Genomic DNA, 26379 nt, shown 5'->3' with positions numbered 1-26379 from the left:
CTATACTGCCGGCCTGTTTGTGCCTGATTCTGGAGAGAAGAGCATGTTGCAACGCCTGTTGTTCGGTTTGATCACTGTCGCCGGTTTGACCCTGGCCGGCTGCGCCCACAGCCCGCAACAACTGAATCCGGAGCCGAAGCTGACCACGCAACTGCCAGCGGTCGGTCGCGGTCAGCCGGTCGTGGTGCGTGTGGTCGACGGTCGTCCGTCGCCAACCCTCGGCACCCGTGGCGGTCTGTACCCGGAAACCAGCGCCATCACCGTGCAGCGCGAGCAGATCCTGCCCAAGTTGCAGGCCCAGGCCGAAGCCGCCGTACGCCTGCTCGGCTTCACCCCGACCACCAGCGCACCCAATGCGCCGCAGTTGACCGTGACCCTGGCCGAGCTGAAATACCAGTCGCCGAAAGAAGGCATGTACGTGACCGAAGCAACCATCGGCGCGACCTTCCGCTCCGACGTGCAGAACGCCAACCGCCGTTACAGCGGTCGCTACGGTGCGTCGCTGGACCAGCGCTTCGGCATGGCGCCGAATCAGGAAACCAATACCAAACTGGTCAGCGATGTATTGAGCGATGCGTTGACGCGTCTGTTCAAGGACCCGACGGTGGGGCAGGTGCTCGCTGAGTAATTTTCGGCGGATGTGAAAAAGCCCGGGATCATTGATGATTTCGGGCTTTTTTTTGGCTGCCAGGTCTGAGATTTGTGTCGTATGGGAAACCGATTCCCCTCACCCCAGCCCTCTCCCGAGGGAGAGGGAGCCGATCGCGTGTGGTTCAAAACCTGAGTTCGGCTCGGTATATCAAGTCGGCGTATCTACCGCAAACACCTCGGTCAGTCCCCGCTCCCTCTGGGAGAGGGCTAGGGTGAGGGTGCTTTTTGACGTTCAGGCAGCCTGGGAATAGAAATCGAGCACGCTTACGCCCGTGAGCAAATCGGTCTCAGGCAAATCCGCATGCTGATGCCCGCCCAGCGCGCAATACACCAGCCAATGGCGATCCTGGACATTGAAGGCAAGGCTGCCCACCAGACTTTGCTGGTCGTCGTATGGGGTGATGAGGTACAGGCGATCCTGGTTTTCCGCGTGCAGCATGTCGCATTCCATTCGGGTTTCGAGGCGCGCAGGGTGCAGCATCCACGTGACGGTGCCATGACACAGGACAGCCATCGGTCGATTGTCAGGTTATTTGTCGCAAAGGCTGGGGCGGGGTGGGCCGGTTTGGGTAGAATCCGCGCCGCGGTCGTCGGTCTGGCGTCTGCCACACCGGTTAAGTTCGAGGTCTGTGATGTCGCTGCACTTGATGACGCTGTTTACCGCCCATCCCGCCAAGTTGATCAATCTGCTGGCCTTGCTGCTGGCGTTTCCGGGCAGTTGGCTGCTGCACGCGACCCGCCGCCGTGAGCAACGTGCCCAGGCCAGTCTCGCCGCCCAGCGCCAGGCGCAGCCGAATGCCGAGCCGATGCTCGATTGGGCAACGTTGCGCATGAACCGGTTTTTCTATCGTTTTGGTTTTGCTTGCCTGGGCCTGGCGCTGCTGGTCTCGTGGATCAGCACCCGCGTCTGAAAACAAAAGATCGCAGCCTGCGGCAGCTTCTACACAGATGTCTGTAGGAGCTGCCGCAGGCTGCGATCTTTTGATCTTGCTCTGAAAAATTACAGCGGCAACCCAGCCTTGACCCGATACTGATTGCGCACCGGCGTCGCGTATTGCAGCACCAGATACGGACGATGCTCAGCGGGGCAGGCGTCCAGTCGGCTCTGCCATTCATCCTGCGCCTTGGCCAGTTCGTCGGCCGGGAACACCTCTGCCGCCTTCGGCACGTTCAATTGCGGATCGGCATCCGCCCACTGCGCGTACGCCAGGTAATGCACCGGGAACAACCGGTAGCCGCCGAGAATTTGCTTGTCCATCTCGATCGCCAATTGCTTGGTGTCCTCGAACACCTCGGTGATCGGCGCGGCAAAGTTCACGTGCACCCGGCCCTTGTAGCCGGTGATGCCCTTGGCAATGCTTACGTCATCCTCGCCCGGCGCCTTGGCGTAGGTGCCGGTGGTGGCGCGGATGTACAGCTCGCGGGCCTTGGCCTGGTCGCACGGGTCGTACTCATAGCTGATCGACACTGGCGTCACGTTCAACGAACGGATCACTTCGCCGAACGGCTCGTCCTTGCGGCTCATGTGGAACATCTTGAGGATCGCCGACTCGGTGCGGTCATCGCCATCCTTGGCCCGACCTTCAGCCTGCGCAATCCAGATCGACGCGCAGTCGTTGCGGATCGAGTGGTTGATGTAGGCCGACAGCAGTTGATACGCCGCCATTTTCTCGCGACGGCCGGTGATCGAGCGGTGGACGATGAAGCTCTTGTTCAGGCGCATCAGGTCGCTGACAAACGGCTTCTGCAGCAGATTGTCGCCAATCGCGATTCGCGGTGTCGGCAGGCCGGCGTGATACACGGCGTAGTTGACGAAGGCCGGGTCCATGACGATGTCGCGGTGGTTGGCGATGAACAGGTAGGCGCTGCCGGACTTGAACTGCTCGACACCGGTGTAGGTCACGCCGTCGGTGGCGCGCTCGATGGTGTGGTCGACGTAGTACTCGACTTTGTCCTGTAAGGTAGCCACGGAATTCACGTCGGCAAACTCACGACGCAGACGATGGGCTATAAGAGGTTTGAGCATCCAGCCGAAGGCACCGGCAAAACGCGGGAAGCGGAAGTGGGTGAGGATATCTAGAAACGCCTTGTCGCCGAGCAGCCTTGCCAGTACCGCAGGTACTTCGCTGTCGTCGTAAGGTCGGATGGCATCGAATTCGCCCATCATGCTCTCTTGTTGGAAACGGCTAGGGTAAGTAAAGGTTTTGATCGAAAACCCGCGGGGCACGGTCTGAAAAGTAGTCAGACAAAAATAGCCCTGCAAATAGACCGGCGATTATACGCACAAGTCACTTGGGAGACCGCGATGCTGGAAGCCGCTGAGTATGAATGTCCGTATTGTGGGGAAGTGGTTGAAACATCCGTGGACCTGTCCGGTGGCGATCAGACTTACATTGAGGACTGTCAGGTGTGCTGCCGGCCGATCACCTTTGTTCTGCAGGTGCACGGTGAAGACTGGTTTCTCGAAGTCTTCAGCGAAAACGAGTGAGGGCCGCGTATGCAGCGCATCTACGAACCGGCAAACCTGATGGAAGGCGAGATGCTCAAGGGCATGCTCGCCAATGAAGGAATCGAGGCGCACCTGATCGGCCGTGATCTGGTGGGCGGTACGGGGGAACTGCCGATCTTCGGCCTGCTCGGGTTGTCGGTGGACAACGATCAGGCCGAATACGCCCGTGAACTGATCACCGCGTACAATGCCGCGCTGCCGCTGCCCGGCGACGAACCGGAGAGCTTCCCCGGGACGCTGGTCTGTTAGGCTGACGTTCGTTTGATCAAGAGTCGTGTTGCCCCATGTGTGGACGTTATGCCCTGTTTCGCTGGAACCGCGACTTCGCGGCCCTGCCAGGTTTTCCCGCCGATCAGCAGGCGCAGTGGAACATTTCCCCCAATGATTCGGTGTTGATGCTGCGTGCCGACGAAGACGGCCAGCGCACATTGGCCCTTGCGCGCTGGGGCCTGACGCCGCCGTGGCTGACCGATCTGTCGAAAACCCCGGCCCATGCCCGCGCTGAAACCGTCGCAGAACAGCCGATGTTTCGTGAGGCCTTGCGTCTGCGGCGCTGCCTGCTGCCGGCCAACGGCTTTTACGAATGGCGCGGCACCCAGCGCAAGCGCCCGTATTGGCTGACGCCGGGGGAGGGCTCGTCGCTGTTTTTCGCGGCGATCTGGGAGGCGTATCCGGTGCAGGAGCAGGTCTGGCTGAGCACGGCGGTGATCACTCAGTCGGCGGCGAGCCAGCGGCGGCCGTTGATTCTTGATGAGGCCGGGCAAGCTGCCTGGCTGGATCCCGCAACGCCGCTGCATGTGTTGCAGGGTTTGCTCGCCAGCGAGCCGGCGGCGCTGCGCGAGCGGGTGTTGGCGAATCTGGTGAATGATCCGAAATTGAATGGGCCGGAGTGTCTGACCCCGGCTTAAGGCATTTAGATCAAAAGCCCCTCACCCCAGCCCTCTCCCGGAGGGAGAGGGGGCCGAATGGGGGATGCTTCAGAGGTACACCGACCTGAACGATCTGTTGTGAATCCATAATCGACTGTTTTTTTTCAGGTCGATGTATAGCGCAAGACATCGCGGTCGGTCCCCTCTCCCTCCGGGAGAGGGCTAGGGTGAGGGGCTCTTGATCTTTCAAACCTTGAACTGATTGATCAACCGCCGCTGCTGTTCCGCCAGTTTGGTCAACCCGGCGCTCGCCGAACTTGACTCATCCGCACCGCCGGCCACTTCATTCGCCACCTGACCGATATTGATCACGTTGCGATTGATGTCATCGGCAACCGCGCTCTGCTCCTCGGCGGCGCTGGCAATCTGCGTGTTCATGTCGTTGATCACCGACACCGCCTGGGTAATCGTCTCCAGCGCCTCGGCCGCTTTCGCCGCGTGCTGTACGCTCTCGTCGGTGCGGCTCTGGCTGTCTTCCATAACGCGCACCACATCGCGAGTGCCTTGCTGCAATTGCTGGATCATCGCCTGGATTTCTTCGGTGGCTTTCTGGGTTTTCTGCGCCAGATTGCGCACTTCGTCGGCGACCACGGCAAAACCGCGGCCCTGCTCGCCGGCCCGCGCGGCCTCGATCGCCGCGTTCAGAGCCAGCAGGTTGGTCTGTTCAGCGATCCCGCGAATGGCGGTGAGGATGGCGTTGATGTTTTCGCTGTCCTTGGCCAGCGTCTGCACCACGTCGACAGCCTTGCCGATTTCCACCGCCAGTACGCCGATCGAATTGGAGGTGTCGCGGACGATCTGCATGCCCTGGCTGGCGGCTTGATCGGCGTGGCTCGCTGCTTGTGCCGCCTGGGTGGCGTTGCGCGCGACGTCCTGGGCGGTGGCGGTCATTTCCTGCACGGCGGTCGCCACCTGATCGATCTCGGCCATTTGTTTCTGCACGCCGATGTTGGTGCGGATGGCGATGTCGGCGGTGTGTTCCGAGGAATCGCTGACGCTCTGCACCGAGGTCACCACTTGCGTAATCATCGCCTGCAACTTGGCGAGGAAGGTGTTGAAGCCTTTGGCAATCGAACCCAGTTCATCGCTGCGGTCACTGCTCAAACGCCGGGTCAGATCACCTTCGCCCTGAGCGATGTCATCGAGCATGGCGACCATTTGCTTGAGTGGCCGGGCAATGCCGTGGCCCACCAGCCAGATCACCAGCAGGCCGATGCCGGCGATGATCAGGCCGACCATGGCCATGCCGAAAGTGTCGGATTTGCGCTGGGCTTCGAGGTCGGCCTGGAGGTTTTGCAGATCAGCCATCACCGCATTCAGCGGCAATTGCAGCATCAGCGTCCAGCGCGCGTCGGTCTGGCCGATGCCGAACGGCAGGTAAAGCTCGATGCGGCCCTTGGCCTGATTGACCGAGTAGGTCACCTCGTCGCGCTTCAGATTGGCGAGGTTGCTGGTTTGTTCGGCGTCGAGGATGTCGCTGACCTTTTCGCCGAATTTGCTCGAATCCTTGGTATAGGCAACGATCCGCCCGTTGCCGCCGACCAGCGCCATTTCACCGGCCCCGCTGTAAAGCTTCTGGTTGGCGGCGAGGAGCATGTCCTGAATGAAGTTCACCGACAGGTCCGCGCCGACGATGCCCTGGAACGCGCCGTTGACCATGATCGGTTCGATGAACGAGGCGAGCATGACGATTTTGTCGCCGACCTTGTACGGTGCAGGGTCGATCACGCAGGGCTTTTTCGTTTCCTTGGAGCAGAGGTAGTACTCGCTGGCGCGCACGCCCGTGGACAGGGTTTTCTGATCGTCGACATCGGCCAGTTTGTCCACGCCCAGGCTGCCGTCGGTATTGCGGAACCACCACGGCAGGAAGCGCCCGTTGGCCGGATCGATGCCGACCACGGCGCTGCCGACGTAGGCCGCGTCATTGTGGTCCAGTGCGTTTTTTTCCCAGCCGATGTAGGTGCCGAGAATCTTCGGGTTCTTTTCGACGTTTTCCTTGATCAGACTGATCAATTGTTCGCGGCTGAGGCTCAGGCGCGGCTGGCCATCGGTGCCGTTTGTGCCGAGCAGAGCGTTGACGCGAACCAGGCCGCCGGCGATCAGCAGCGGCGCTTCGAGTTCGCGCTGGATCTGGCTGACCTGAGTCTGGGCCAACGAGGTCAGGCGCTGCTCGATCACTTGCTCGAACTGCGCCTGGGTGCGCTGTTGCACCATTTCTTGAGTGCGAGCGCCGGAGAACAGTGCATACAGCACCAGCGCCGCGACCACGCTGAGAACGATGGCGCCGGCCAGGGCGGCGACGGAAAACTGGATCGACTTGAACTTCATGGGAGCTCCGCACGCAAGAGGACAATCTGCGAGGGATTTATCGGCGGCGCGTGCAGGGCCATGAGAGACGTTGGTCGGAATCGCCGCGCGATGTCGTGGATGGATCGGTGCACGGCGGATTCAATGTGCGTTGAGGAATTTCCACCGCGTCTTGCGGCCATAGGTGAATGTACGCGCAATGCGTCCGGTGTATCTGGCGCCGATACCATTAGCCGCCTAGGATACGCCTCAGGTTTTCAGGGAGTTTTTGAATGAACAAGACATTGGTTACAAGTGCACTGAGCGCAGCGCTGTTGCTGGCCGGTTGTCAGTCGGTCAACACCACCAGCGGCGGTGCCGTGGGCGTGGAGCGCAAGCAGTACATGTTCAGCATGCTGTCCTCGCAAGAGGTCGACCAGATGTACGCGCAGTCGTATCAGAAGACCGTCGGCGAGGCGTCGAGCAAAGGTGTGCTGGACAAGACCAGCCCGGAAGCCAAGCGCGTGCAGACCATCGCCAACCGGCTGATCGCCCAGGCACCGACCTTCCGCCCGGACGCGGCGCAGTGGCAGTGGGAAGTCAATCTGATCAAGAGCGATGAGCTCAACGCCAACTGCGGTCCTGGCGGCAAGATCATTTTCTACACCGGGCTGATCGACAGCCTGAAACTCACCGACGACGAAATTGCCGCGGTCATGGGCCATGAAATCGCCCACGCCCTGCGCGAGCACGGTCGTGAAGCGATGTCCAAGGCTTATGGCATGGAGATGGCGAAGCAGGGCGCCGGTGCGTTGTTCGGGCTGGGTCAGGACAGCCTGGCGCTGGCCGACACCGTGGCCAACTACGGCATGACCTTGCCCAACAGCCGCGCCAACGAAAACGAAGCCGACCTGATTGGTCTGGAGCTGGCCGCCCGCGCCGGCTACAACCCGAACGCGGCGATCACCTTGTGGGACAAGATGAGCAAGGCTTCCGAGGGCGCGCCACCGGAATTCATGAGCACTCACCCGGCATCGAGCAGTCGCATTGCGGCGTTGCAGGCAGCCATTCCAAAAGTGATGCCGCTGTACGAAAAAGCCCCAAAATCCTGAGATTGACGGGGCCCTTGTGGCGAGGGAGCTTGCTCCCGCTCGGCTGCGCAGCAGTCGTAAATGCAGGCAATGCGGTGACATTGTTACACCGCGATTGCAGCGTTTGGGGCCGCTTCGCAGCCCAGCGGGAGCAAGCTCCCTCGCCACAGTTCATTCCAGATCAGGAGTAGGGTCAAACCCAGCCACTACTCTGCATGGCCTTGTACACCGCGACAATCGCCAGAATCATGAACGCCGAAGCCGCGAGGCGGCGGATCAGGGTCAGTGGCAGTTTGTCCGCGGCGAAATTACCCGCCAGTACCACCGGCACGTTGGCAATCAACATGCCCACGGTGGTGCCGATGATCACTAGCCACAGTTCCGGGTATTGCGCGGCGAGCATCACGGTGGCGATCTGGGTCTTGTCGCCGATCTCGGCGAGGAAGAACGCAATCAGGGTCGTCAGGAACGGCCCGAACTTGCGCGCCGTGCTGGCTTCGTCGTCATCCATCTTGTCCGGGACCAGAGTCCACAGTGCTGTGGCCGCGAAGCTGGCGGCGAGGATCCAGTGCAGCACGGCGTCGGAGAAGAAACTGCCGAACCAGGCACCTACCGCACCGGCTGCTGCGTGGTTGGCCAGGGTCGCGGCGACAATCCCGGCAATGATCGGCCAGGGTTTGCGGAAGCGAGCGGCGAGAATCAGCGCGAGCAGTTGCGTCTTGTCGCCGATTTCGGCCAAGGCAACGATAGCGGTGGGAACGAGTAACGAGTCCAGCATCAGGAATTTCCTAAGGGGCGGGTCGACACGGCTATGACACGTACAGCCTTCCCGCCCCGGGTAAGGTGTGCGTGTCATAGGTCTTGTCAAACCCTGCGATCCGTCTGCTGCGGACGCTTGGGTCGCATACGCCATGATCTGAGGATCAAGTATGTTGACGTATGCCGGACGAGCTTGACGCTCGTGGGAGACTACTCCCCTAGGACGGAGCGGATTCTGCCTAGGCAAATCCGATTGGGCAAGAACAAATTTTCAACCGCGCTTGGCCCGGTAAATGCGGAAACCATTGCCTTCAGCCTTGATCGCGCAAATGCCCAAGTGCTCCTCGATCAGCGGCTGATACTTGAGGAAGCTGTTGGCCACGAGGCGCAGTTCGCCACCGTTTTTCAGATGTTTGGCCGCTTTTCGCAGCAGATTCTCTGTGGCGAAATAATCGGTGTGCACGCCGACATGGAACGGCGGGTTGCTCAGAATTGCGTTCAAACCCATCGGTGCGGCGTCGATGCCATCACCGGTCAGGACGTCCGCCTCAAGGCCGTTGGCGGCCAGGGTCAGACGGCTGCTGGCGGCGGCGAACGCGTCGACATCGAGCAAGGTCACCTGATTGTGCGGATAGCGACGTTTCACCGCAGCCCCGAGCACGCCGGCGCCGCAACCGAAATCCAGCAGATGGCCGCTCGGCAGTTTGTCCAGATGTTCCAGCAGCAGGGCGCTGCCGCGATCCAGTCGACCGTGGCTGAACACGCCCGGCAGGCTGATGACCTTCAACGGCCCTTCGGCCAACGGCAGTTCGTAAGTCTGCGCCAGGCTTTCGAGGGATTTCGCTTCGGGCGCATTGGCCACGGTGACTTGCCAGAGCTGGCAGTGGCGGGCGCTGTCGAGTTTGCGCGGCTTGCCGAACGGATTGAGCTGCTTGGAGGCGCCTTCGATGCCGCTGCGTTTTTCCCCGACCAGAAACACCTCGCGCCCGGCCAGACGCGACGCCACGGCGTTGAGGATGTAGTCGGTCAGGTCCTTGGACTTGGGCAGAAACACCACGGCGCTGTCGAATTTGCGCTCCGGGACATTCACGCCGAACTGGCTGCGGCCCTCGAAACGTGCGTCCAGCGCGGCTTGATCGCCAGCGTGCCAGCACCAGCCGAACGCGTTGGGCAGACGCCCGAGCAAGTCGTCGGCAGGCAAGCCCGCCAACAACAGCGAACCCTGGAATAACTCGGCCTGACGAAGCAGTACTTCACTGCGCGGATCCATAACTGCTCCTTGAAAAAAAGTGCCGCAGTTTATCAACTGACGACCCGCAGCGCCTCACCGCTGAAAAACGCTTCGGCGTTTTCGCTCAGTTGGCTGACGATACGCTGGCGTGCCTCGCGACTGCCCCAGGCGTTGTGCGGGGTGACGATCAGGCGCGGAATATCGCCGGCGAGCAGCGGATTGCCCTGGGTCGGGGGCTCGACACTCAACACATCGGTGGCAGCACCGCCGAGGTGACCGCTGCGCAAAGCATCGGCCAGCGCCTGCTCATCGATCAGGCCGCCACGAGCGGTATTGACCACAAATGCGCCGGGCTTCATCGAGGCCAGCTCACGGGCGCCGATGAAATGCCGGGTATCCTCGTTGAGCGGGCAGTGCAGGGTCAGGGCGTCGATCTGCGGCAGCAGTTGCTCCAGTGGCAAACGATCCGGCCGCGCCGGGCGCCCGGGAATCTGCCCGAGCAACACGCGCATGCCGAACGCTTCGGCCAACCGCGCCACGGCGCCACCGAGTTCGCCATGCCCGAGCAGGCCGAGGGTCTTGCCTTGCAGTTCGACGATCGGGTAGTCGAGCAGGCAGAACTGTTTCGCCTGTTGCCAGCGGCCTTCGCCCACAGCTTTCTGATAGTCGGCCAGGCGCGTGGCGAGGTTGAGCAACAGCATGATCGTGTGTTGCGCCACCGACGGGGTGCCGTACGCCTGGCAATTGCACACGGTGATGCCGTGAGCGCGAGCGGCGGTGAGGTCGACGTTGTTGGTGCCGGTGGCGCTGATCAGGATCAGTTTCAGTTGCGGATTGGCAGTCATCGCGGCCGCATCGATCACGACTTTATTGGTGATCGCCACGCTGGCGCCTTGCAGGCGTTCGCTGACCTGTTCCGGCGAAGTCTGGGCGAACAGCTGCAGATCGCTGAAGCATTCACGCAACGGATTGAGGTCCAGATCGCCGAGGTCCAGCGAAGGGTGATCCAGGAATACCGCGCGGCGCGTGTTCGTCATCAACTGTACCTTTTGTGCTGTGAGCGGAGGGCGTACTCTGCCGAGCCTACCAGATGAAACAATTGGTTACTCGGCAGCATGAGCCGCTGTAATACCTGTGGCGAGGGAGCTTGCTCCCGCTGGGCTGCGAAGCAGACCCAAGCCCAATGAGGTTGTCTTAGCACTATCCGGTGTACCGGTTTTACGACTGCTGCGCAGCCGAGCGGGAGCAAGCTCCCTCGCCACAAATGGGTGGTGACTGCCGATTGGATGTTTACCCCTGAAAAATAGGAGCCCCCATGTACTGGACCGAGTTCTTGACCGTTGCACTGATCCATCTGCTCGCCGTCGCCAGCCCCGGCCCGGACTTTGCCGTGGTGGTGCGCGAGAGCGTCACCCATGGGCGTCGCGCCGGCACCTGGACCGCGCTGGGCGTAGGCTCGGCGATTTTCCTGCATGTCGGCTATTCGTTGCTTGGCATCGGTCTGATCGTGTCGCAATCGATCGTGCTGTTCAACGCGCTGAAGTGGGCGGCAGCGGCTTACTTGCTGTACATCGGCTTCAAGGCCTTGCGCGCGCAACCGGCGAAAACCGTCACCGATGACTTGCACAAGGAAGCCGGCGTGCGTACCGCGCGGGGTGCGTTCACCTCGGGCTTCGTCACTAACGGCCTGAATCCCAAAGCCACGCTGTTTTTCCTTTCGCTGTTCACCGTGGTGATCAACCCGCACACGCCGCTGGCCGTGCAGGCCGGTTACGGCGTGTACCTGGCGGTGGCGACGGCGATCTGGTTCTGTCTTGTGGCGATGCTGTTCAGCCAACACCGCGTGCGCGCCGGCTTCGCCCGCATGGGCCACTGGTTCGACCGCACCATGGGCGCGGTTCTGATCGCGCTCGGCGTGAAAATCGCGTTTACCGAGATGCACTGAGAACTGGAACACATTAATCCCTGTGGGAGCGAGCCTGCTCGCGAAAGCGCTAGTCCAGCCACCAAAGATGTCGACTGACCCGACGCCTTCGCGAGCAGGCTCGCTCCCACAAGTAGTGTTTTCTTCCGGATCAGCCCGAAATGCTGGCGCAAAGCTAGCATTTGCGCGGTTCTGCAAATCATTCCTTTGGCTGATTTGACTGTCTTGCAGGCGCACTAGAGTACGAATCTCTCCGCCAACACCGTGCAGTCAGAAAAGGGATTCTTATGTTGCAGACTCGGGTCATTCCGCCGGCCGATGGGGCCTACCAGTATCCATTGCTGATCAAACGGCTGCTGATGTCTGGCGCCCGTTACGAGAAAACCCGCGAAATCATCTACCGTGACCAGTTGCGCTACAGCTATCCGACCCTGATCGAACGTGTTGCGCGGCTGGCCAATGTGCTCACCGCTGCTGGCGTGAAGGCCGGCGACACGGTGGCGGTGATGGACTGGGACAGCCATCGTTACCTGGAATGCATGTTCGCCATTCCGATGATCGGCGCGGTGATCCACACCATCAACGTGCGACTGTCACCGGAGCAGATCCTCTACACCATGAATCACGCCGAGGACCGCTTCGTGCTGGTCAACAGCGAGTTCGTCGGGCTCTACCAGGCCATCGCGCCGCAGTTGACCACGGTCGAGAAAACCCTGCTGCTGACCGATCTTCCGGAGAAAACTGCAGAGCTGCCCAACCTCGTCGGTGAATACGAGCAACTGCTGGCCGCTGCAAGTGCGCAATACGATTTCCAGGACTTCGACGAAAACTCGGTGGCCACCACGTTCTACACCACCGGCACGACGGGCAATCCGAAAGGCGTGTATTTCACCCACCGGCAACTGGTGCTGCACACCATCGGCGTGGCGACGATCATGGGGTCGATCGACAGCGTGCGCCTGCTCGGCACCAACGATGTGTACATGCCGATCACGCCAATGTTCCACGTCCACGCCTGGGGATTGCCCTACGTGGCGACCATGCTCGGGCTCAAGCAGGTCTATCCCGGGCGTTACGATCCGGAATATCTGGTGGAGTTGTGGCGCAAGGAGAAGGTGACTTTTTCCCACTGCGTGCCGACGATCCTGCAGATGCTGCTCAACGCCAAAGCCGCGCAGGATGCCGACTTCGGCGGCTGGAAGATCGTCATCGGCGGCAGCGCGCTCAATCGCAGCCTGTATGAAAACGCCAAGGCGCGCGGCATTCAGCTGACGGCCGCGTACGGTATGTCGGAAACCGGGCCGCTGGTGTCCTGCGCGCACCTCAACGATGAATTGATGGCCGGGACTGAAGACGAGCGCACCACTTACCGGATCAAGGCCGGTGTGCCGGGGCCATTGGTCGAAGCGGCGATTGTCGACGGCGAGGGCAACTTCCTCCCGGCCGACGGCGAAACCCAGGGCGAACTGGTGCTGCGCGCGCCATGGCTGACCGAAGGCTACTTCAATGAACCGCAGAAGGGCGCCGAGCTCTGGGCCGGCGGCTGGCTGCACACCGGCGACGTCGCCACGCTCGACAGCATGGGCGTGATCGACATTCGTGACCGTATCAAGGACGTGATCAAGACCGGCGGCGAGTGGATCTCCTCCCTCGACCTCGAAGACCTGATCAGTCGGCATGCGGCGGTACGCGAAGTAGCAGTGGTGGGCATTGCCGACCCGCAGTGGGGCGAGCGTCCGTTTGCCTTGCTGGTAGTGCGCGAAGGGCAGGTGATCGGTGCGCGTGAGCTCAAGGAACACCTCAAGCCGTTCGTCGAGCTGGGGCATCTGAGCAAGTGGGCGATCCCCAGCCAGATCGCCCTTGTTACCGAAATTCCCAAGACCAGTGTCGGCAAGCTCGACAAGAAGCGTATCCGCCTCGACATCACCGAGTGGCAGGCCAATAACAGCACCTTCCTTTCGACACTTTGAGTGCCTGCTGGCGCGCCGAAACCGGCGCGCCAGACCCACCAAGCAAGCGCTTGGCTTGTGAAATCGAAAAAATCAGCCATCCTTGCCGTGCCGACTTGTGTCGGACTGGCGAAAGGACTGTTCCAGAGTGGTTGGCGGCTGCAAATCACACTTTAGAGGGATCAAGCACTACCACCCGCTGGCTATAGTCCGCTCAAGGACTTTTTGAAAACGGAGCACACGCACTGATCGGGGCGAGCAACTCTGGAACGATTTCGGGCAGCCCTGGCGCCCGGTCCTCCACAGCGTTTTTAAAAGTACTCACTGCCATAACAATAATGCACATGGAGTAGCGTCGATGACCTCAGCAAACCAGTTCTGGCGCCGGGCGAAACTGCCTCTGGCGGTCAGTCTTGCCTCCTCGCTCGCCGGGCCTGCATTCGGCGTCAGTTTCAACGTCGGTGAAATCGAAGGGCAGTTCGACTCGTCCCTGTCGATCGGTGCCAGTTGGTCCACGCAGAGCCCGAACAAGAACCTCATCGGCGTCAACAATGGCGGCCATGGCCTGTCGCAGACTTCCGATGACGGTCACGCCAACTTCAAGAGCGGCGAAACCTTCTCGAAGATCTTCAAGGGCATCCATGACCTTGAACTGAAATACGGCGACACCGGCGTGTTCGTCCGTGGCAAATACTGGTACGACTTCGAACTGAAGGACGAAAGCCGCCAGTTCAAGGACATCAGCGACAGCAACCGCAAAGAGGGCGCCAAGTCCTCGGGCGGGCAGATCCTCGACGCCTTCGTCTACCACAACTACGCGATTGCCGATCAGCCGGGTTCCGTGCGTCTGGGCAAGCAAGTGGTGAGCTGGGGTGAAAGTACCTTCATCGGCGGCGGCATCAACTCGATCAACCCGATCGACGTCTCCGCGTTCCGTCGTCCGGGCGCCGAGATCAAGGAAGGCCTGATTCCGGTCAACATGTTCTACGTGTCCCAGAGCCTCACCGATAACCTCTCGGCCGAAGCGTTCTATCAACTGGAATGGGACCAGACCGTCGTCGACAACTGCGGCACGTTCTTCTCCCAGCCGGACATCGTTGCCGACGGTTGCGACAGCAATCTGCGCGTGCTGAACAAGCGTTCGCAGATTCCGGCCATCGCCCTCGGGCCGTTGGCGGGCGCAGGCGTGGATGTCAACGAAGAAGGCGTACTCGTGCGCCGTGGGCCGGACCGTGATGCCCGCGACAGCGGCCAGTGGGGCGCGTCCCTCAAATACATGTTCGAGCCACTCGATACCGAGTTCGGCGCCTACTTCATGAACTACCACAGCCGTGCGCCGATCTTCAGCGCCACCGGTGCGCCGCAGTCGGTGTACAACACCGCCGCCGCGCTGCCGGGGCCGTTCGCCGCGCTCGCACCGCTGCTGGTTGCGGGCAACTCCAATTACTTCATCGAATACCCGGAAGACATTCGTCTCTACGGCCTGAGCTTCTCCACCACCCTGCCTACCGGTACGGCGTGGAGCGGTGAGATCAGCTATCGTCCGAACGCGCCGGTGCAACTGAACTCCACCGACATCCTGTTTGCCGGCGTGCGTCCACTGGGCGGCGCGCTGACCAACGCTTCGCTGCTCACTGGCGTACCGGGTCAGGACCTGCACGGCTATGAGCGCAAGGAAATCACCCAGATCCAGACGACCTTCACGCACTTCTTCGATCAGGTCATGGGCGCCAGCCGTCTGACCCTCGTCGGTGAAGTGGGCGCGACTTACGTCGGCGGGCTGGAAAGCCGTTCCGACATGCGTTATGGCCGCGATCCGGTCTACGGCCCGGGCGAATTGCCGGCCACTGGCACCACCAATACCTGCGCCAACATCCTCAACGCCAGCACCATCAACGGCGCCGGCCCGGGTTCACCGCAGAACAACCGCAGCCGCAATTGCGACAACGACGGTTTCACCACCTCGATGTCCTGGGGCTACCGTGGTCGTGCCATCTGGGAATACAACGACGTGTTCGCCGGCGTAAACCTCAAGCCGAACGTGGCCTGGTCCCACGACGTCAGCGGTTACTCGCCAGGCCCTGGCGGCAACTTCGAAGAGGGTCGCAAAGCGGTCAGCCTGGGCGTCGATGCCGAATACCAGAACACCTACACCGCGAGCCTGGCCTACACCAATTTCTTCGACGGCAAGTACACCACCGTGGATGACCGCGACTTCGTGGCGCTCAGCTTCGGCGTGAACTTCTAAGCACTGCATTTCAGGACGAACGAATTTATGAAAATAACAAAGAGTCTGTTCCACGCCGGTGTTCTGGGCCTGTCGCTGCTGGCGACCGGCGTCATGGCGGCGGTGCCTGCTGCCGAAGCGGATAAACTGGGCAAGAGCCTGACGCCGATGGGCGCGGAGATGGCCGGTAACGCCGACGGTTCGATCCCGGCCTGGAAACCGCTGCCGAAAAATGCCGGCAGCGTCGACAGCAAAGGCTTCCTGTCCAACCCTTACGCCAGTGAGCAGCCGCTGTTCACCATCACTGCCAAGGACGTCGACAAGTACAAGGACAAGCTTGCCCCGGGCCAGTACGCGATGTTCAAGCGCTACCCGGAAACCTTCAAGATGCCGGTCTATCCGTCCCATCGCGGCGCCACCGTGCCGGATGACGTATTCGCTGCCATCAAGAAGAATGCGACCAGCACTAATCTGGTGTCCGGCGGCAACGGTCTGGAAAACTTCGATACCGCCGTGCCGTTCCCGATCCCGAAAACCGGTGTGGAAGTGATCTGGAACCACATCACCCGCTATCGCGGCGGCAGCGTGACCCGCCTGGTGACCCAGGCCACGCCGCAACCGAACGGCTCGTACAGCCTGGTGTACTTCCAGGATCAGTTCGTGTTCCGCGACAAGATGAAGGACTACGATCCGGCGAACCCGGGCAACATCCTGTTCTACTTCAAGCAGAAAGTGACCGCGCCGGCGCGTCTGGCCGGTGGCGTACTGCTGGTGCACGAGACTCTCGATCAGGTCAAAGAGCCGCGTTCGGCGTGGGTCTACAACGCCGGTCAGCGTCGGGTGCGTCGTGCACCGCAAGTGTCGTATGACGGCCCGGGTACCGCCGCCGACGGCCTGCGTACTTCCGACAACCTCGATATGTACAACGGCGCGCCGGATCGCTACGACTGGAAGCTCGAAGGCAAGAAGGAGATGTACATCGCCTCCGACAGCTACAAACTCGACGATCCGAAACTGAAGTACTCGGACATCATCAAGGCCGGCCACATCAATCAGGATCTGGCGCGTTACGAGCTGCGCCGCGTCTGGCATGTCACAGCGACCCTGAAGGAAGGTCAGCGCCACATCTACGCCAAACGTGACTTCTACATCGACGAGGACACCTGGCAAGCCGCGGTGATCGACCACTACGACGGTCGTGGTCAACTGTGGCGTGTGGCCGAGGCGCATGCCGAGAACTACTACGACAAGCAAGTGCCGTGGTACGCCCTTGAAACCCTCTACGACCTGCAGTCCGGCCGTTATCTGGCGCTGGGCATGAAGAACGAAGAGAAGCAGGCGTATGACTTCGGTTTCACCGCCACCACCAGCGACTTCACCCCGGCCGCTCTGCGTCAGGACGGTGTGCGCTAAAGCTGCTTGAACCCGAGGCCGCATCCTCATGAAAACGCCCCGACTGGTTCGGGGCGTTTTTTTCGGCTTTTGAAATCGCTTTTTGTAGGAGCTGCCGAAGGCTGCGATCTGTTGATCTTGAAAATTCAACATCAAAGATCGCAGCCTTCGGCAACTCCTACATGGGAGGGCGCGGGTGGATGTAGGCTTTTTGTAGCCATTTGTAGCAGCAACCTTCATAACCGGTTCGATTAAGGCTAGGCTGCGGACATCTGCAACGCCGCCAATCGCCTTCGAACAAGAGCCGGCCATGACTGATCTGTCCCCACTTCCGGGTCCCGCAAGCATCACCGTCGCAGCACTGGACGGGCGTTTTTTCCGCCCGCCGCTGCCTGACGGCTATGTCCTGCGACCGCGCCTCTGCCAGCGTCTGCAGGCCGGGCTGGGTGGCCGGTTGCTGTTGGTCAGCGCCCCGGCAGGGTTCGGCAAGAGCTCGCTGGCGGTGGAGTTCTGTCAGAGTCTGCCGGCGCACTGGCAAAGTCTGTGGTTGGGCTTGAGTCCGCGTGACAGTGATCCCGGGCGTTTTCTCGAGCGCTTGCTCGAAGGTCTGCAAGACTATTTTCCGGCCTTGGGCGCCGGTGCGCTTGGCCTGCTGAAAATGCGTCAGCGTCATCAGCCGTTCGCCTTCGAAGAATGGCTCGACGGACTGCTCGACGAGCTCGCGCTGCATCTCGATCCCGCTGCACCGCTGCTGCTGGTGCTCGACGATTACCACCTCGCCCAAGGGCCGGTGCTGGATCGTTGCCTGCAATTTTTCCTCAATCATCTGCCCGATGGCTTGCTGGTGATGGTTACCAGTCGGCAGCGCCCGGACTGGCATCTGGCGCGTCTGCGCCTGTCGCGGCAGTTGCTCGAGCTGCACGAACAGGATTTGCGCCTGACCCACGATGAAGCGCTGACTCTGCTCGATCGGCACAGCAGCTCACTGCGCGGCGAAGCACTGGAAAGCCTGATCCAGCGCAGCGAAGGCTGGGTCGCCGGCCTGCGCTTCTGGTTGCTGGCGGTGGCCGAGGCGGGCAGCGATGCCGCGCTGCCGCAAGCGCTGAACGGCGGGGAAGGGCTGATTCGCGACTATCTGCTCGAAGAAGTCATCGATTGCCTGCCCGCCGACGTGCAATCCTTTCTCTACGAAACCGCACCGCAGGAACGCTTTTGCAGCGAGCTGTGCGACGCTGTCCGCGAAGCCCATGACAGCGCCGAGATCCTGCGCTTTCTGCTCGCTCATCAGGTATTTCTGGTACCGCTGGACGAGCACGGTCACTGGTATCGCTATCACCATTTGTTCTCCGACTTGTTGCGCAGCCGGCCGATCGCCCAGGCGATGGTGCCGACTGCCACCCTGCATTTGCGCGCCTGTCGCTGGTTCAATGCGCAGGGCTTGCTCGATGAAGCGGTGGAGCAGGCGTTGCGTGCCGGGCATCTCGATGTCGCCGCGAACCTGGTACAGAACCTGTCCGAAGAACAACTGCTCGCCGAGCAGAACGTCGGCATGCTGCTGCGCTGGAAGATGGACTTGCCCGACAGTCTGCTGATCAGCACGCCACGGCTGATCGTGCTCTACAGCTGGGCACTGGGGCTGGCCTGCCAACTCGATGCCGCCGAAGAGCTGGCCAGCCATTTGAGCCGCTTTCTGCCAGCGCCCTCGGCCACCGCGCAGAAATCGATGCTGGCGCAGTGGCTGGCGTTGAGCGGGATCATCGCTCGCGGACGCGGCCATCGCGATCTGACCCTGCGCTATTGCGGCGAGGCGCTGGAGAGCCTGCCGGCCAAGCGTTACGGCCAGCGGCTGATGTGCCTGTCGACCCTGTCCAATCTGGCGATCGCCGACGGCGATCTGTGGCGCGCCCGCGGGCTGAACCGTGAATCCCTCGAACTGGCGCAACGGGTCGGCAATCCATTATTCGAAGCTCTGGCGCATTACGATCGGGCCCGGGTTCTGCAATCGCGGGGCGAGATCCTGCGCGCGCTGGATGAAGTGCATCAGGGGCTGGAGCGCTTGCGTGGTCTGTCGCCGCAACGACTGTACGCCGTACGCGCGCGGCTGACGTTGTACGAAGGTTTCCTGCTGGCGATGCGTTTGCAATCTCAGGCCGCGCGCGTACGCCTGCTCGCCGGGATTGGCGAAGCGCGGGCCTGTCGCGACATCAGCGTGCTGATCGGTCACTGCGTGATCGCCCGCCTGGACGGGGCCAGCGGCGAGTTCGCCAAGGCCTTTGCCGAACTCGCCGAAGCCGAGCGCCTGATGCACATCTGGGACGTGCCGCCGATCTACTATCTGGCGATGATCACGCTGGTCAAATGCGAACTGTGGCTGGCGCAGGGGCGTATCGATCTCGCCGAGGCGTGGCTCGCGCGCCTGGGGCAGACCTACACCGGCGAGCATGCTGCCGCACCGCCGGAGTTTCATCCACAGCTGCCACTGCATGTGGAACTGCAACAGGCACTGCTCGATTTAATCCAAGGGCAACCGATGCTCGCCGAAGGGCGTTTGAACCTGTTGCATGAAAACGGCCAGCGAACCGGGCGGCAGTTGCTCAGCGTGATGGCACTGACGCAGAAGGTGGCGTTATTGCTGGCGACCGCCCGTGAACCGGAAGCCCGCAAAGCGCTGGCTCAGGCAATGGAAGCTGCTGCCGGCGGTGCCGTTCAACCTTTTGAGGCGTTGCTGAAAAGTCATCCCGACTGGTTGCGTGGACAACTGCAGGCGCTCACTTGCAACGCGGTCAGCCAGCAATTGCTTACGCATTTTCCTACAGCAGTGTTGCGCCCCACCGTGGAAAGCTCTGTCACTGAACAACTCAGCAGCCGTGAATTGGCGGTACTGCGCCTGATCGCACAGGGCTGTTCCAATCAGGAAATCAGTGAGCAGTTGTTCATTTCCCTGCACACCGTGAAAACCCACGCCAGCCACATCAATAGCAAGCTGGGCGTCGAGCGGCGTACCCAGGCAGTGGCGCGCGCCAAGGAACTGGGATTGCTCTATTGAGATCACGCCATGACCCGACAGAAAAACAAACGCCCCGAACCAGTCGGGGCGTTTGTTTTCAGTTCACCGGCCGGGGTTGCTGGCCTGGCAAGTGAACAGAGCGTCAGGCCACCAGATCGTTGGCGCTGAAGCTATTGACACCGACCAGCTGGATTTCGAAGTCCGCGCCGGCATTGCCGCTGACATTGCCCGACAGTACGTGGTCGACGAAGCGCAGTTGCCCGGCACCGGTGAAGTCATTGGCGCCGATGAAAGTGAAGCCGTTAAAGCCAGCAGTCATCAGGTTGGCATCAAACTTCGTCAGATCAATCTTGTCGCCTTGCAGGCTGTTGAAGTCAGTGATGACGTCTCGATTGGCGCCGAGGCCTATTTCGTTGACTGCGCGGAAGACGAAGGTGTCGGCTCCGTTACCTCCAATGAGCGTGTCTTTGCCCGCACCACCGTCCAGTACGTTGTTGCCATCGTTGCCGTACAGGGTGTTGTTCAGGGCATTACCGGTAGCCTTGAGGTCTGCGGCACCTGCCAGAGCGAGGATTTCGACGTTGTTGCCCAAGGTGTAGTCGACGTAGGAATAGACCATGTCGATTTCCGAGAGTGAGGTACCCGTCTCGACCACCACATCCGCGATGTCGTTAACGATGTAAGTATCGTTACCGGCGCCGCCGATCATGGTATCTGCGCCCCAGCCGCCGTCGATGAAGTTGGCGTCGCTGTTGCCCGTCAGGGTGTTGTTCAGCACGTTGCCCGTCAGGTTGAACGCCCCTGCGCCGCTGATGATGAGATTTTCGACGTTTAGCAGATTGCTCTGGTTCAGACTGACGGTGCTGGTCTGGGCGGTAGCGCTGTACTCAATGACAATGGTGTCGTTACCCTCATTGGCATATTCCTGAATCAGCGCCAGTTCTCCCGCCTGATCGACGCCGTAGCCGTCATTGCCCTTGCCGCCGATCATGGTGTCGAGGCCAGCCCCCCCGACCAGTTGGTTGTTGCCGTCATTGCCGATCAATACGTTGTTCAGCGCGTTGCCGACGGCGTAGTTATTGGCAGTGCCGGTGAGCGTGAGGTTTTCCACGTTGGCGACAAGTGCGTAGCTGATCGAGGCGCGAACGGTGTCGATCTCGCTGGCCAGGGTGCTGGTCTCGCTGACCACGTCACCGACGTTGTCGAGGATGTAAGTATCGTTGCCAGCGCCGCCAGCCATGAAGTCGGCGCCCAGGCCGCCGTCGACTACGTTGTTGCCTTCGTTGCCGTAGAGGGTGTTGTTCAGGGCATTACCGGTAGCCTTGAGGTCTGCGGCACCTGCCAGAGCGAGGATTTCGACGTTGTTGCCCAAGGTGTAGTCGACGTAGGAATAGACCATGTCGATTTCCGAGAGTGAGGTACCCGTCTCGACCACCACATCCGCGATGTCGTTAACGATGTAAGTATCGTTACCGGCGCCGCCGATCATGGTATCTGCGCCCCAGCCGCCGTCGATGAAGTTGGCGTCGCTGTTGCCCGTCAGGGTGTTGTTCAGCACGTTGCCCGTCAGGTTGAACGCCCCTGCGCCGCTGACGATGAGATTTTCGACGTTTAGCAGATTGCTCTGGTTCAGACTGACGGTGCTGGTCTGGGCGGTAGCGCTGTACTCAATGACGATGGTGTCGTTACCCTCATCGGCATATTCCTGAATCAGCGCCATTTCTCCCGCCTGATCGACGCCGTAGCCGTCATTGCCCTTGCCGCCGATCATGGTGTCGAGGCCAGCCCCCCCGACCAGTTGGTTGTTGCCGTCATTGCCGATCAATACGTTGTTCAGCGCGTTGCCGACGGCGTAGTTATTGGCAGTGCCGGTGAGCGTGAGGTTTTCCACGTTGGCGACAAGTGCGTAGCTGATCGAGGCGCGAACGGTGTCGATCTCGCTGGCCAGGGTGCTGGTCTCGCTGATCACGTCACCGACGTTGTCGAGGATGTAAGTATCGTTGCCAGCGCCGCCAGCCATGAAGTCGGCGCCCAGGCCACCGTCCAGTACGTTGTTGCCGCTGTTGCCGGTCAGGGTATTGTTCAGCGCATTGCCCGTCAGGTTGAACGCCCCTGCGCCGCTGATGATGAGATTTTCGACGTTTAGCAGATTGCTCTGGTTCAGACTGACGGTGCTGGTCTGGGCGGTAGCGCTGTACTCAATGACGATGGTGTCGTTACCCTCATCGGCATATTCCTGAATCAGCGCCAGTTCTCCCGCCTGATCGACGCCGTAGCCGTCGTTGCCCTTGCCGCCGATCATGGTGTCGAGGCCAGCCCCCCCGACCAGTTGGTTGTTGCCGTCATTGCCGATCAATACGTTGTTCAGCGCGTTGCCGACGGCGTAGTTATTGGCAGTGCCGGTGAGCGTGAGGTTTTCCACGTTGGCGACAAGTGCGTAGCTGATCGAGGCGCGAACGGTGTCGATCTCGCTGGCCAGGGTGCTGGTCTCGCTGACCACGTCACCGACGTTGTCGAGGATGTAAGTATCGTTGCCAGCGCCGCCAGCCATGAAGTCGGCGCCCAGGCCGCCGTCGACTACGTTGTTGCCTTCGTTGCCGTAGAGGGTGTTGTTCAGGGCATTACCGGTAGCCTTGAGGTCTGCGGCACCTGCCAGAGCGAGGATTTCGACGTTGTTGCCCAAGGTGTAGTCGACGTAGGAATAGACCATGTCGATTTCCGAGAGTGAGGCACCTGTCTCGACCACCACATCCGCGATGTCGTTAACGATGTAAGTATCGTTACCGGCGCCGCCGATCATGGTATCTGCGCCCCAGCCACCGTCGATGAAGTTGGCGTCGCTGTTGCCCGTCAGGGTGTTGTTCAGCACGTTGCCCGTCAGGTTGAACGCCCCTGCGCCGCTGACGATGAGATTTTCGACGTTTAGCAGATTGCTCTGGTTCAGACTGACGGTGCTGGTCTGGGCGGTAGCGCTGTACTCAATGACAATGGTGTCGTTACCCTCATTGGCATATTCCTGAATCAGCGCCAGTTCTCCCGCCTGATCGACGCCGTAGCCGTCATTGCCCTTGCCGCCGATCATGGTGTCGAGGCCAGCCCCCCCGACCAGTTGGTTGTTGCCGTCATTGCCGATCAATACGTTGTTCAGCGCGTTGCCGACGGCGTAATTATTGGCAGTGCCGGTGAGCGTGAGGTTTTCCACGTTGGCGACAAGTGCGTAGCTGATCGAGGCGCGAACGGTGTCGATCTCGCTGGCCAGGGTGCTGGTCTCGCTGATCACGTCACCGACGTTGTCGAGGATGTAAGTATCGTTGCCAGCGCCGCCAGCCATGAAGTCGGCGCCCAGGCCACCGTCCAGTACGTTGTTGCCATCGTTGCCGGACAGGGTGTTGTTCAACGCGTTGCCGGTACCGCTGAGATTTGCGCTACCAACCAGATTCAATATCTCGACGTTATTGCCCAGGGTGTAGTCGACGTAGGAGTAGACCATGTCGATTTCCGAGAGCGAAGTACCGATTTCGACGACCACGTCGCCGACGTTCTCGACGATATAAATATCGTTGCCGGCACCACCCTCCATTCTGTCGGCACCCGCCATGCCATTGAGTTGATTATCCAGTGCGTTGCCGATCAGCGTGTCATTGAAAACCGAACCGGTAGCGTTTTCTATCTTCGCGCCGTATGCAATCGCCAGACCTTCATTGAAGGCATTGCCGGCCTGGTCAGTAAAGGCCTGACCGATCGTGCTGTACTGTCCTTCGTTGAGGTTAAGGCTGACGGCTGCCAATTGGTTGCTCGCATCGATCGTATCGACACCGCCGGCGTCCCAGATGGTTTCAAACACAGATTGTGTCGGTGCCCAGGAGTACACGTTGTTGCCAGTCATCCACTGGGTATTGGCGCCATACAGGCTCTGGATCGCCAGGATGTCGAGCACCATCGGAGTGGTCGGCAGGTACGAGTAATTGTTGTTATAGCTCATGACGGTGAAGGCGACGTCATCCAGCGCCGGAGCGAGCGTGATGGCATTGTTGGCTGATGGTGCGAACGAATGCTTCAGGCCAATGGCATGACCGATTTCATGAACGAATGTCATGAAGTCATAAGTGCCCTTGTCCGGAAACAGTTCACTGGTGTTTGGTCCGATCCAGACATCACCGCCATTAGGCTTTTCGGAAGGAGTGTAAGCCCAGGCTGCTGCGTCGTCGTCCAGCAACGAGTAACCGCCGAAGCGCAGGTCGCCCACGCTCGTCGAGGATTCACCGGTCAACTGAAAGGTGATATTCGCCACCGCGGCCCAACTATCCAGTGCGCCCATTACCGCCAGTTTCTGTGTGTTTGTCAGGGCGTAGGCGGCCTTTGGTTCATTGTCGGCGCTGTAGTTCGGTGCGAAGACTGAAACACCAGGGACGATGAAACTGTAGGTAAGACTGGTCACTGCCGCAGGGGAGTACCACTTGGTGCTTTCCCATTTATAGCCGGAAATAAGGCTGTCGACAGGAGCTACCCCTGTCAATGAAGCGGACCAGGTGTCGGTGTAACCAGTAGGGCGTGGCATGAAGAATTCCTGAGGTAGGCTGCGGCCCTTCCCGAAATGTGGCCGCTACAAGGTTTGATTTTGCACGAAAAAAAACAGCTTTGACATTATATGGCCACTATTTTCCGATTGATGGCGTCAAAAAACTGTTCGGGCGATATGTATCGGCGTGTGACGTAGAATCTTGATGTCAGCTTCATGCCTTCAGCTCAGGATCCCTATGACCGTTCCGAATCCAGCACTCATCCGCGAAACCTTCCCCGTCGGACCGCTTCAGTGCAACTGCACCATCATCGGCGACCCGATCACGAAAAAAGCCATCGTCGTCGACCCGGGCGGCAATCCCGATCTGATCATGGCGCGCCTTGATACCCTCGGTCTGAGGGTGGTCAGCATCATCCACACCCACGCGCATCTTGACCATTTCCTGGCTTCCGGGCAGATGAAGGAAAAGACTGGTGCGACCCTGCATCTGCATAAGGAAGATCAATTCCTCTGGGACAACCTCGAAATGCAATGCCAGATGTTCGGCGTGCCTTACGCTCCGGTACCGTCGCCGGATCGTTGGTTGAGCGATGATGAAGAACTGGCCTGTGGTTGCGGCGTCGCGCTGCATACGCCGGGGCATACGCCAGGTTCCATGAGCTTCTGGTTTTCCGAGGCTAAGCTGTTGATTGCCGGAGACACGCTGTTTCGTCGCGGAGTAGGGCGCACGGACTTATGGGGCGGCGATCAGGCGACCATCGTGCGTTCGATCAAGCAGCGGCTATATACGCTGGACGAGGACGCAACCGTTGTTACCGGGCACGGTCCGGACACGCGTCTGGGTGACGAGATGCGAGAGAACCCGTTTGTGCGTGCCTGAATTTTTTGTCACGGGCGGCGCGCGGAATTTTTGGGCATTGTCATGATCCAACGCCCGCGCAGGTCCATTAGTTGATCGGTGGCCGCTGCACCAAAGAATGCAAAAAAGACCAGGAGCTCTCCATGTTCACCACGCGTCGTTTGATTATTGTCGCTACTGCCGTGGCCGTGCTGTCCGGCTGCGCCTCGCCCAATCCGTATGACAATCAGGGTCAGGCCGACGGTGGCTCGCAGGGCATGAGCAAAACCGCCAAATACGGTGGCCTCGGTGCGCTGGCCGGTGCACTCGCCGGCGCTGCCATCGGCCACGACAACCGTGGCAAGGGCGCCTTGATCGGCGCCGCTGTTGTCGGTGCATCCGCTGCCGGCTACGGTTACTACGCCGACCAGCAGGAAAAGAAACTGCGCGCGAGCATGGCCAACACTGGTGTTGAGGTGCAGCGTCAGGGTGATCAGATCAAGCTGATCATGCCGGGCAATATCACCTTCGCCACCGACTCGGCGAACATCGCCCCAAGCTTCTATCAGCCGCTGAACAACCTGGCCAACTCGCTGAAAGAGTTCAACCAGAACCAGATCGAAATCGTCGGCTACACCGACAGCACCGGCAGCCGCCAGCACAACATGGACCTGTCCCAGCGTCGTGCGCAGAGCGTGGCGACCTACCTGACCTCGCAAGGCGTCAGCGGTGCCAACCTGTCGGCCCGTGGCGCCGGCCCGGATAATCCGATCGCCAGCAACGGTGACGTCAATGGCCGTGCGCAGAACCGCCGGGTTGAAGTCAACCTGAAGGCGATTCCGGGCCAGCAGTATGGTGATCAGCAACAGCAACAGCAACCGGGTACGGTTCAGCAGTACCCGTAAGCGACTGCCTGAAAGAACCAATGCCCGGTCCTGTGATCGGGCATTTTTTTTGTGTCATTGCCGCCGGCGTCATCGCGAGCAGGCTCACTCCTACAGTGGGACGCATTCCAAAATGTAGGAGTGAGCCTGCTCGCGATGGCGATAAAATGGGCACCAGAA

Annotated in this window: 20 protein-coding genes, 1 pseudogene and 1 riboswitch; of the genes and pseudogenes, 13 read left to right on the top strand and 8 right to left on the bottom strand. The window is 60.5% G+C overall.

What is annotated here, in order from left to right; all coding sequences use genetic code 11:
• Window positions 1–43 precede the first annotated feature (43 nt).
• The gene (locus LIS66_RS22255; RefSeq protein ID WP_042609724.1) at window positions 44–628 is read left to right on the top strand and encodes a YajG family lipoprotein; all 585 of its coding nucleotides are present in this window, start codon (window positions 44–46) and stop codon (window positions 626–628) included.
• 255 nt (window positions 629–883) lie between these two features.
• Here LIS66_RS22255 and LIS66_RS22250 read toward each other — a convergent pair whose 3' ends face one another.
• The gene (locus tag LIS66_RS22250) at window positions 884–1090 is read right to left on the bottom strand and encodes a hypothetical protein (protein ID WP_016770662.1); all 207 of its coding nucleotides are present in this window, start codon (window positions 1088–1090) and stop codon (window positions 884–886) included.
• 193 nt (window positions 1091–1283) lie between these two features.
• On the opposite strand from LIS66_RS22250, the gene LIS66_RS22245 reads away from it, so the two are divergent.
• Entirely contained in the window at window positions 1284–1562 is a 279-nt protein-coding gene (locus LIS66_RS22245) for a hypothetical protein (RefSeq protein WP_042609725.1), read from the top strand.
• Between the two features lie 89 nt (window positions 1563–1651).
• On the opposite strand, the gene LIS66_RS22240 is transcribed toward LIS66_RS22245, so the two are convergent.
• Window positions 1652–2815, bottom strand: coding sequence for a 1-acyl-sn-glycerol-3-phosphate acyltransferase (locus tag LIS66_RS22240; RefSeq protein WP_172667923.1), 1164 nt, complete (start codon window positions 2813–2815; stop codon window positions 1652–1654).
• 141 nt (window positions 2816–2956) lie between these two features.
• On the opposite strand from LIS66_RS22240, the gene LIS66_RS22235 reads away from it, so the two are divergent.
• The 3 genes from LIS66_RS22235 to LIS66_RS22225 are packed head-to-tail and all read left to right on the top strand — an operon-like array spanning window position 2957 to window position 4068.
• Window positions 2957–3139, top strand: a complete 183-nt coding sequence (locus LIS66_RS22235) for a CPXCG motif-containing cysteine-rich protein (RefSeq protein ID WP_042609727.1) — start codon at window positions 2957–2959, stop codon at window positions 3137–3139.
• Between the two features lie 9 nt (window positions 3140–3148).
• Window positions 3149–3409, top strand: a complete 261-nt coding sequence (locus tag LIS66_RS22230) for a putative signal transducing protein (protein ID WP_042609728.1) — start codon at window positions 3149–3151, stop codon at window positions 3407–3409.
• Between the two features lie 35 nt (window positions 3410–3444).
• A complete protein-coding gene (locus tag LIS66_RS22225) occupies window positions 3445–4068 on the top strand; it encodes an SOS response-associated peptidase (protein WP_227973056.1) in 624 nt (207 codons plus the stop codon).
• A gap of 207 nt (window positions 4069–4275) precedes the next feature.
• Here LIS66_RS22225 and LIS66_RS28060 read toward each other — a convergent pair whose 3' ends face one another.
• Both LIS66_RS28060 and LIS66_RS28055 read right to left on the bottom strand, forming a co-directional pair.
• Window positions 4276–4980: a methyl-accepting chemotaxis protein gene (locus LIS66_RS28060; RefSeq protein WP_416220767.1), complete on the bottom strand. Its 705-nt coding sequence runs from the start codon at window positions 4978–4980 to the stop codon at window positions 4276–4278.
• Window positions 4981–5178: 198 nt separating this feature from the next.
• Window positions 5179–5238: pseudogene (locus LIS66_RS28055) on the bottom strand (hypothetical protein); the annotation flags it as partial.
• Window positions 5239–6668: 1430 nt separating this feature from the next.
• Between LIS66_RS28055 and LIS66_RS22215 the strand changes: the two are divergent.
• A complete protein-coding gene (locus LIS66_RS22215; RefSeq protein WP_039761327.1) occupies window positions 6669–7487 on the top strand; it encodes a M48 family metallopeptidase in 819 nt (272 codons plus the stop codon).
• Window positions 7488–7659: 172 nt separating this feature from the next.
• Here the strand turns inward: LIS66_RS22215 and LIS66_RS22210 are convergent, their stop codons facing one another.
• From LIS66_RS22210 to LIS66_RS22200, 3 genes are all read right to left on the bottom strand, one after another.
• On the bottom strand, window positions 7660–8244 hold the full coding sequence (locus LIS66_RS22210; RefSeq protein WP_042609731.1) for a TMEM165/GDT1 family protein: 585 nt from the start codon (window positions 8242–8244) through the stop codon (window positions 7660–7662).
• A gap of 89 nt (window positions 8245–8333) precedes the next feature.
• Window positions 8334–8456, bottom strand: a riboswitch (yybP-ykoY riboswitch).
• A 40-nt stretch (window positions 8457–8496) separates the two neighbouring features.
• Entirely contained in the window at window positions 8497–9495 is a 999-nt protein-coding gene (locus tag LIS66_RS22205; protein ID WP_227973054.1) for a class I SAM-dependent methyltransferase, read from the bottom strand.
• A 32-nt stretch (window positions 9496–9527) separates the two neighbouring features.
• On the bottom strand, window positions 9528–10493 hold the full coding sequence (locus LIS66_RS22200; protein ID WP_227973053.1) for a 2-hydroxyacid dehydrogenase: 966 nt from the start codon (window positions 10491–10493) through the stop codon (window positions 9528–9530).
• 278 nt (window positions 10494–10771) lie between these two features.
• Between LIS66_RS22200 and LIS66_RS22195 the strand changes: the two genes are divergently transcribed.
• The 5 genes from LIS66_RS22195 (at window position 10772) to LIS66_RS22175 (ending at window position 19994) form a co-directional block, all read left to right on the top strand.
• The gene (locus LIS66_RS22195) at window positions 10772–11401 is read left to right on the top strand and encodes a LysE family translocator (protein WP_042609734.1); all 630 of its coding nucleotides are present in this window, start codon (window positions 10772–10774) and stop codon (window positions 11399–11401) included.
• A gap of 266 nt (window positions 11402–11667) precedes the next feature.
• Window positions 11668–13350, top strand: coding sequence for a fatty acid--CoA ligase (locus tag LIS66_RS22190; protein WP_064362151.1), 1683 nt, complete (start codon window positions 11668–11670; stop codon window positions 13348–13350).
• Between the two features lie 337 nt (window positions 13351–13687).
• Complete coding sequence (locus LIS66_RS22185; protein ID WP_042609736.1) at window positions 13688–15577, top strand: DUF1302 domain-containing protein; 1890 nt, start codon at window positions 13688–13690, stop codon at window positions 15575–15577.
• A 27-nt stretch (window positions 15578–15604) separates the two neighbouring features.
• The gene (locus LIS66_RS22180) at window positions 15605–16969 is read left to right on the top strand and encodes a DUF1329 domain-containing protein (protein WP_042609737.1); all 1365 of its coding nucleotides are present in this window, start codon (window positions 15605–15607) and stop codon (window positions 16967–16969) included.
• Between the two features lie 289 nt (window positions 16970–17258).
• Entirely contained in the window at window positions 17259–19994 is a 2736-nt protein-coding gene (locus LIS66_RS22175) for a LuxR C-terminal-related transcriptional regulator (protein WP_227973052.1), read from the top strand.
• Between the two features lie 103 nt (window positions 19995–20097).
• Here the strand turns inward: LIS66_RS22175 and LIS66_RS22170 are convergent, their stop codons facing one another.
• A complete protein-coding gene (locus LIS66_RS22170; protein ID WP_227973051.1) occupies window positions 20098–24513 on the bottom strand; it encodes a M10 family metallopeptidase C-terminal domain-containing protein in 4416 nt (1471 codons plus the stop codon).
• A gap of 199 nt (window positions 24514–24712) precedes the next feature.
• Between LIS66_RS22170 and LIS66_RS22165 the strand changes: the two genes are divergently transcribed.
• Both LIS66_RS22165 and LIS66_RS22160 read left to right on the top strand, forming a co-directional pair.
• The gene (locus tag LIS66_RS22165; RefSeq protein ID WP_227973050.1) at window positions 24713–25357 is read left to right on the top strand and encodes an MBL fold metallo-hydrolase; all 645 of its coding nucleotides are present in this window, start codon (window positions 24713–24715) and stop codon (window positions 25355–25357) included.
• A gap of 122 nt (window positions 25358–25479) precedes the next feature.
• The gene (locus tag LIS66_RS22160) at window positions 25480–26220 is read left to right on the top strand and encodes an OmpA family protein (protein ID WP_227973049.1); all 741 of its coding nucleotides are present in this window, start codon (window positions 25480–25482) and stop codon (window positions 26218–26220) included.
• The last annotated feature ends 159 nt before the right edge of the window (window positions 26221–26379 follow it).

The sequence above is a fragment of the Pseudomonas sp. HN2 genome (assembly GCF_020736465.1).
Classification (GTDB): Bacteria; Pseudomonadota; Gammaproteobacteria; order Pseudomonadales; family Pseudomonadaceae; genus Aquipseudomonas; species Aquipseudomonas moraviensis_A.
This window is presented reverse-complemented; position numbering and strand designations above follow the sequence as displayed.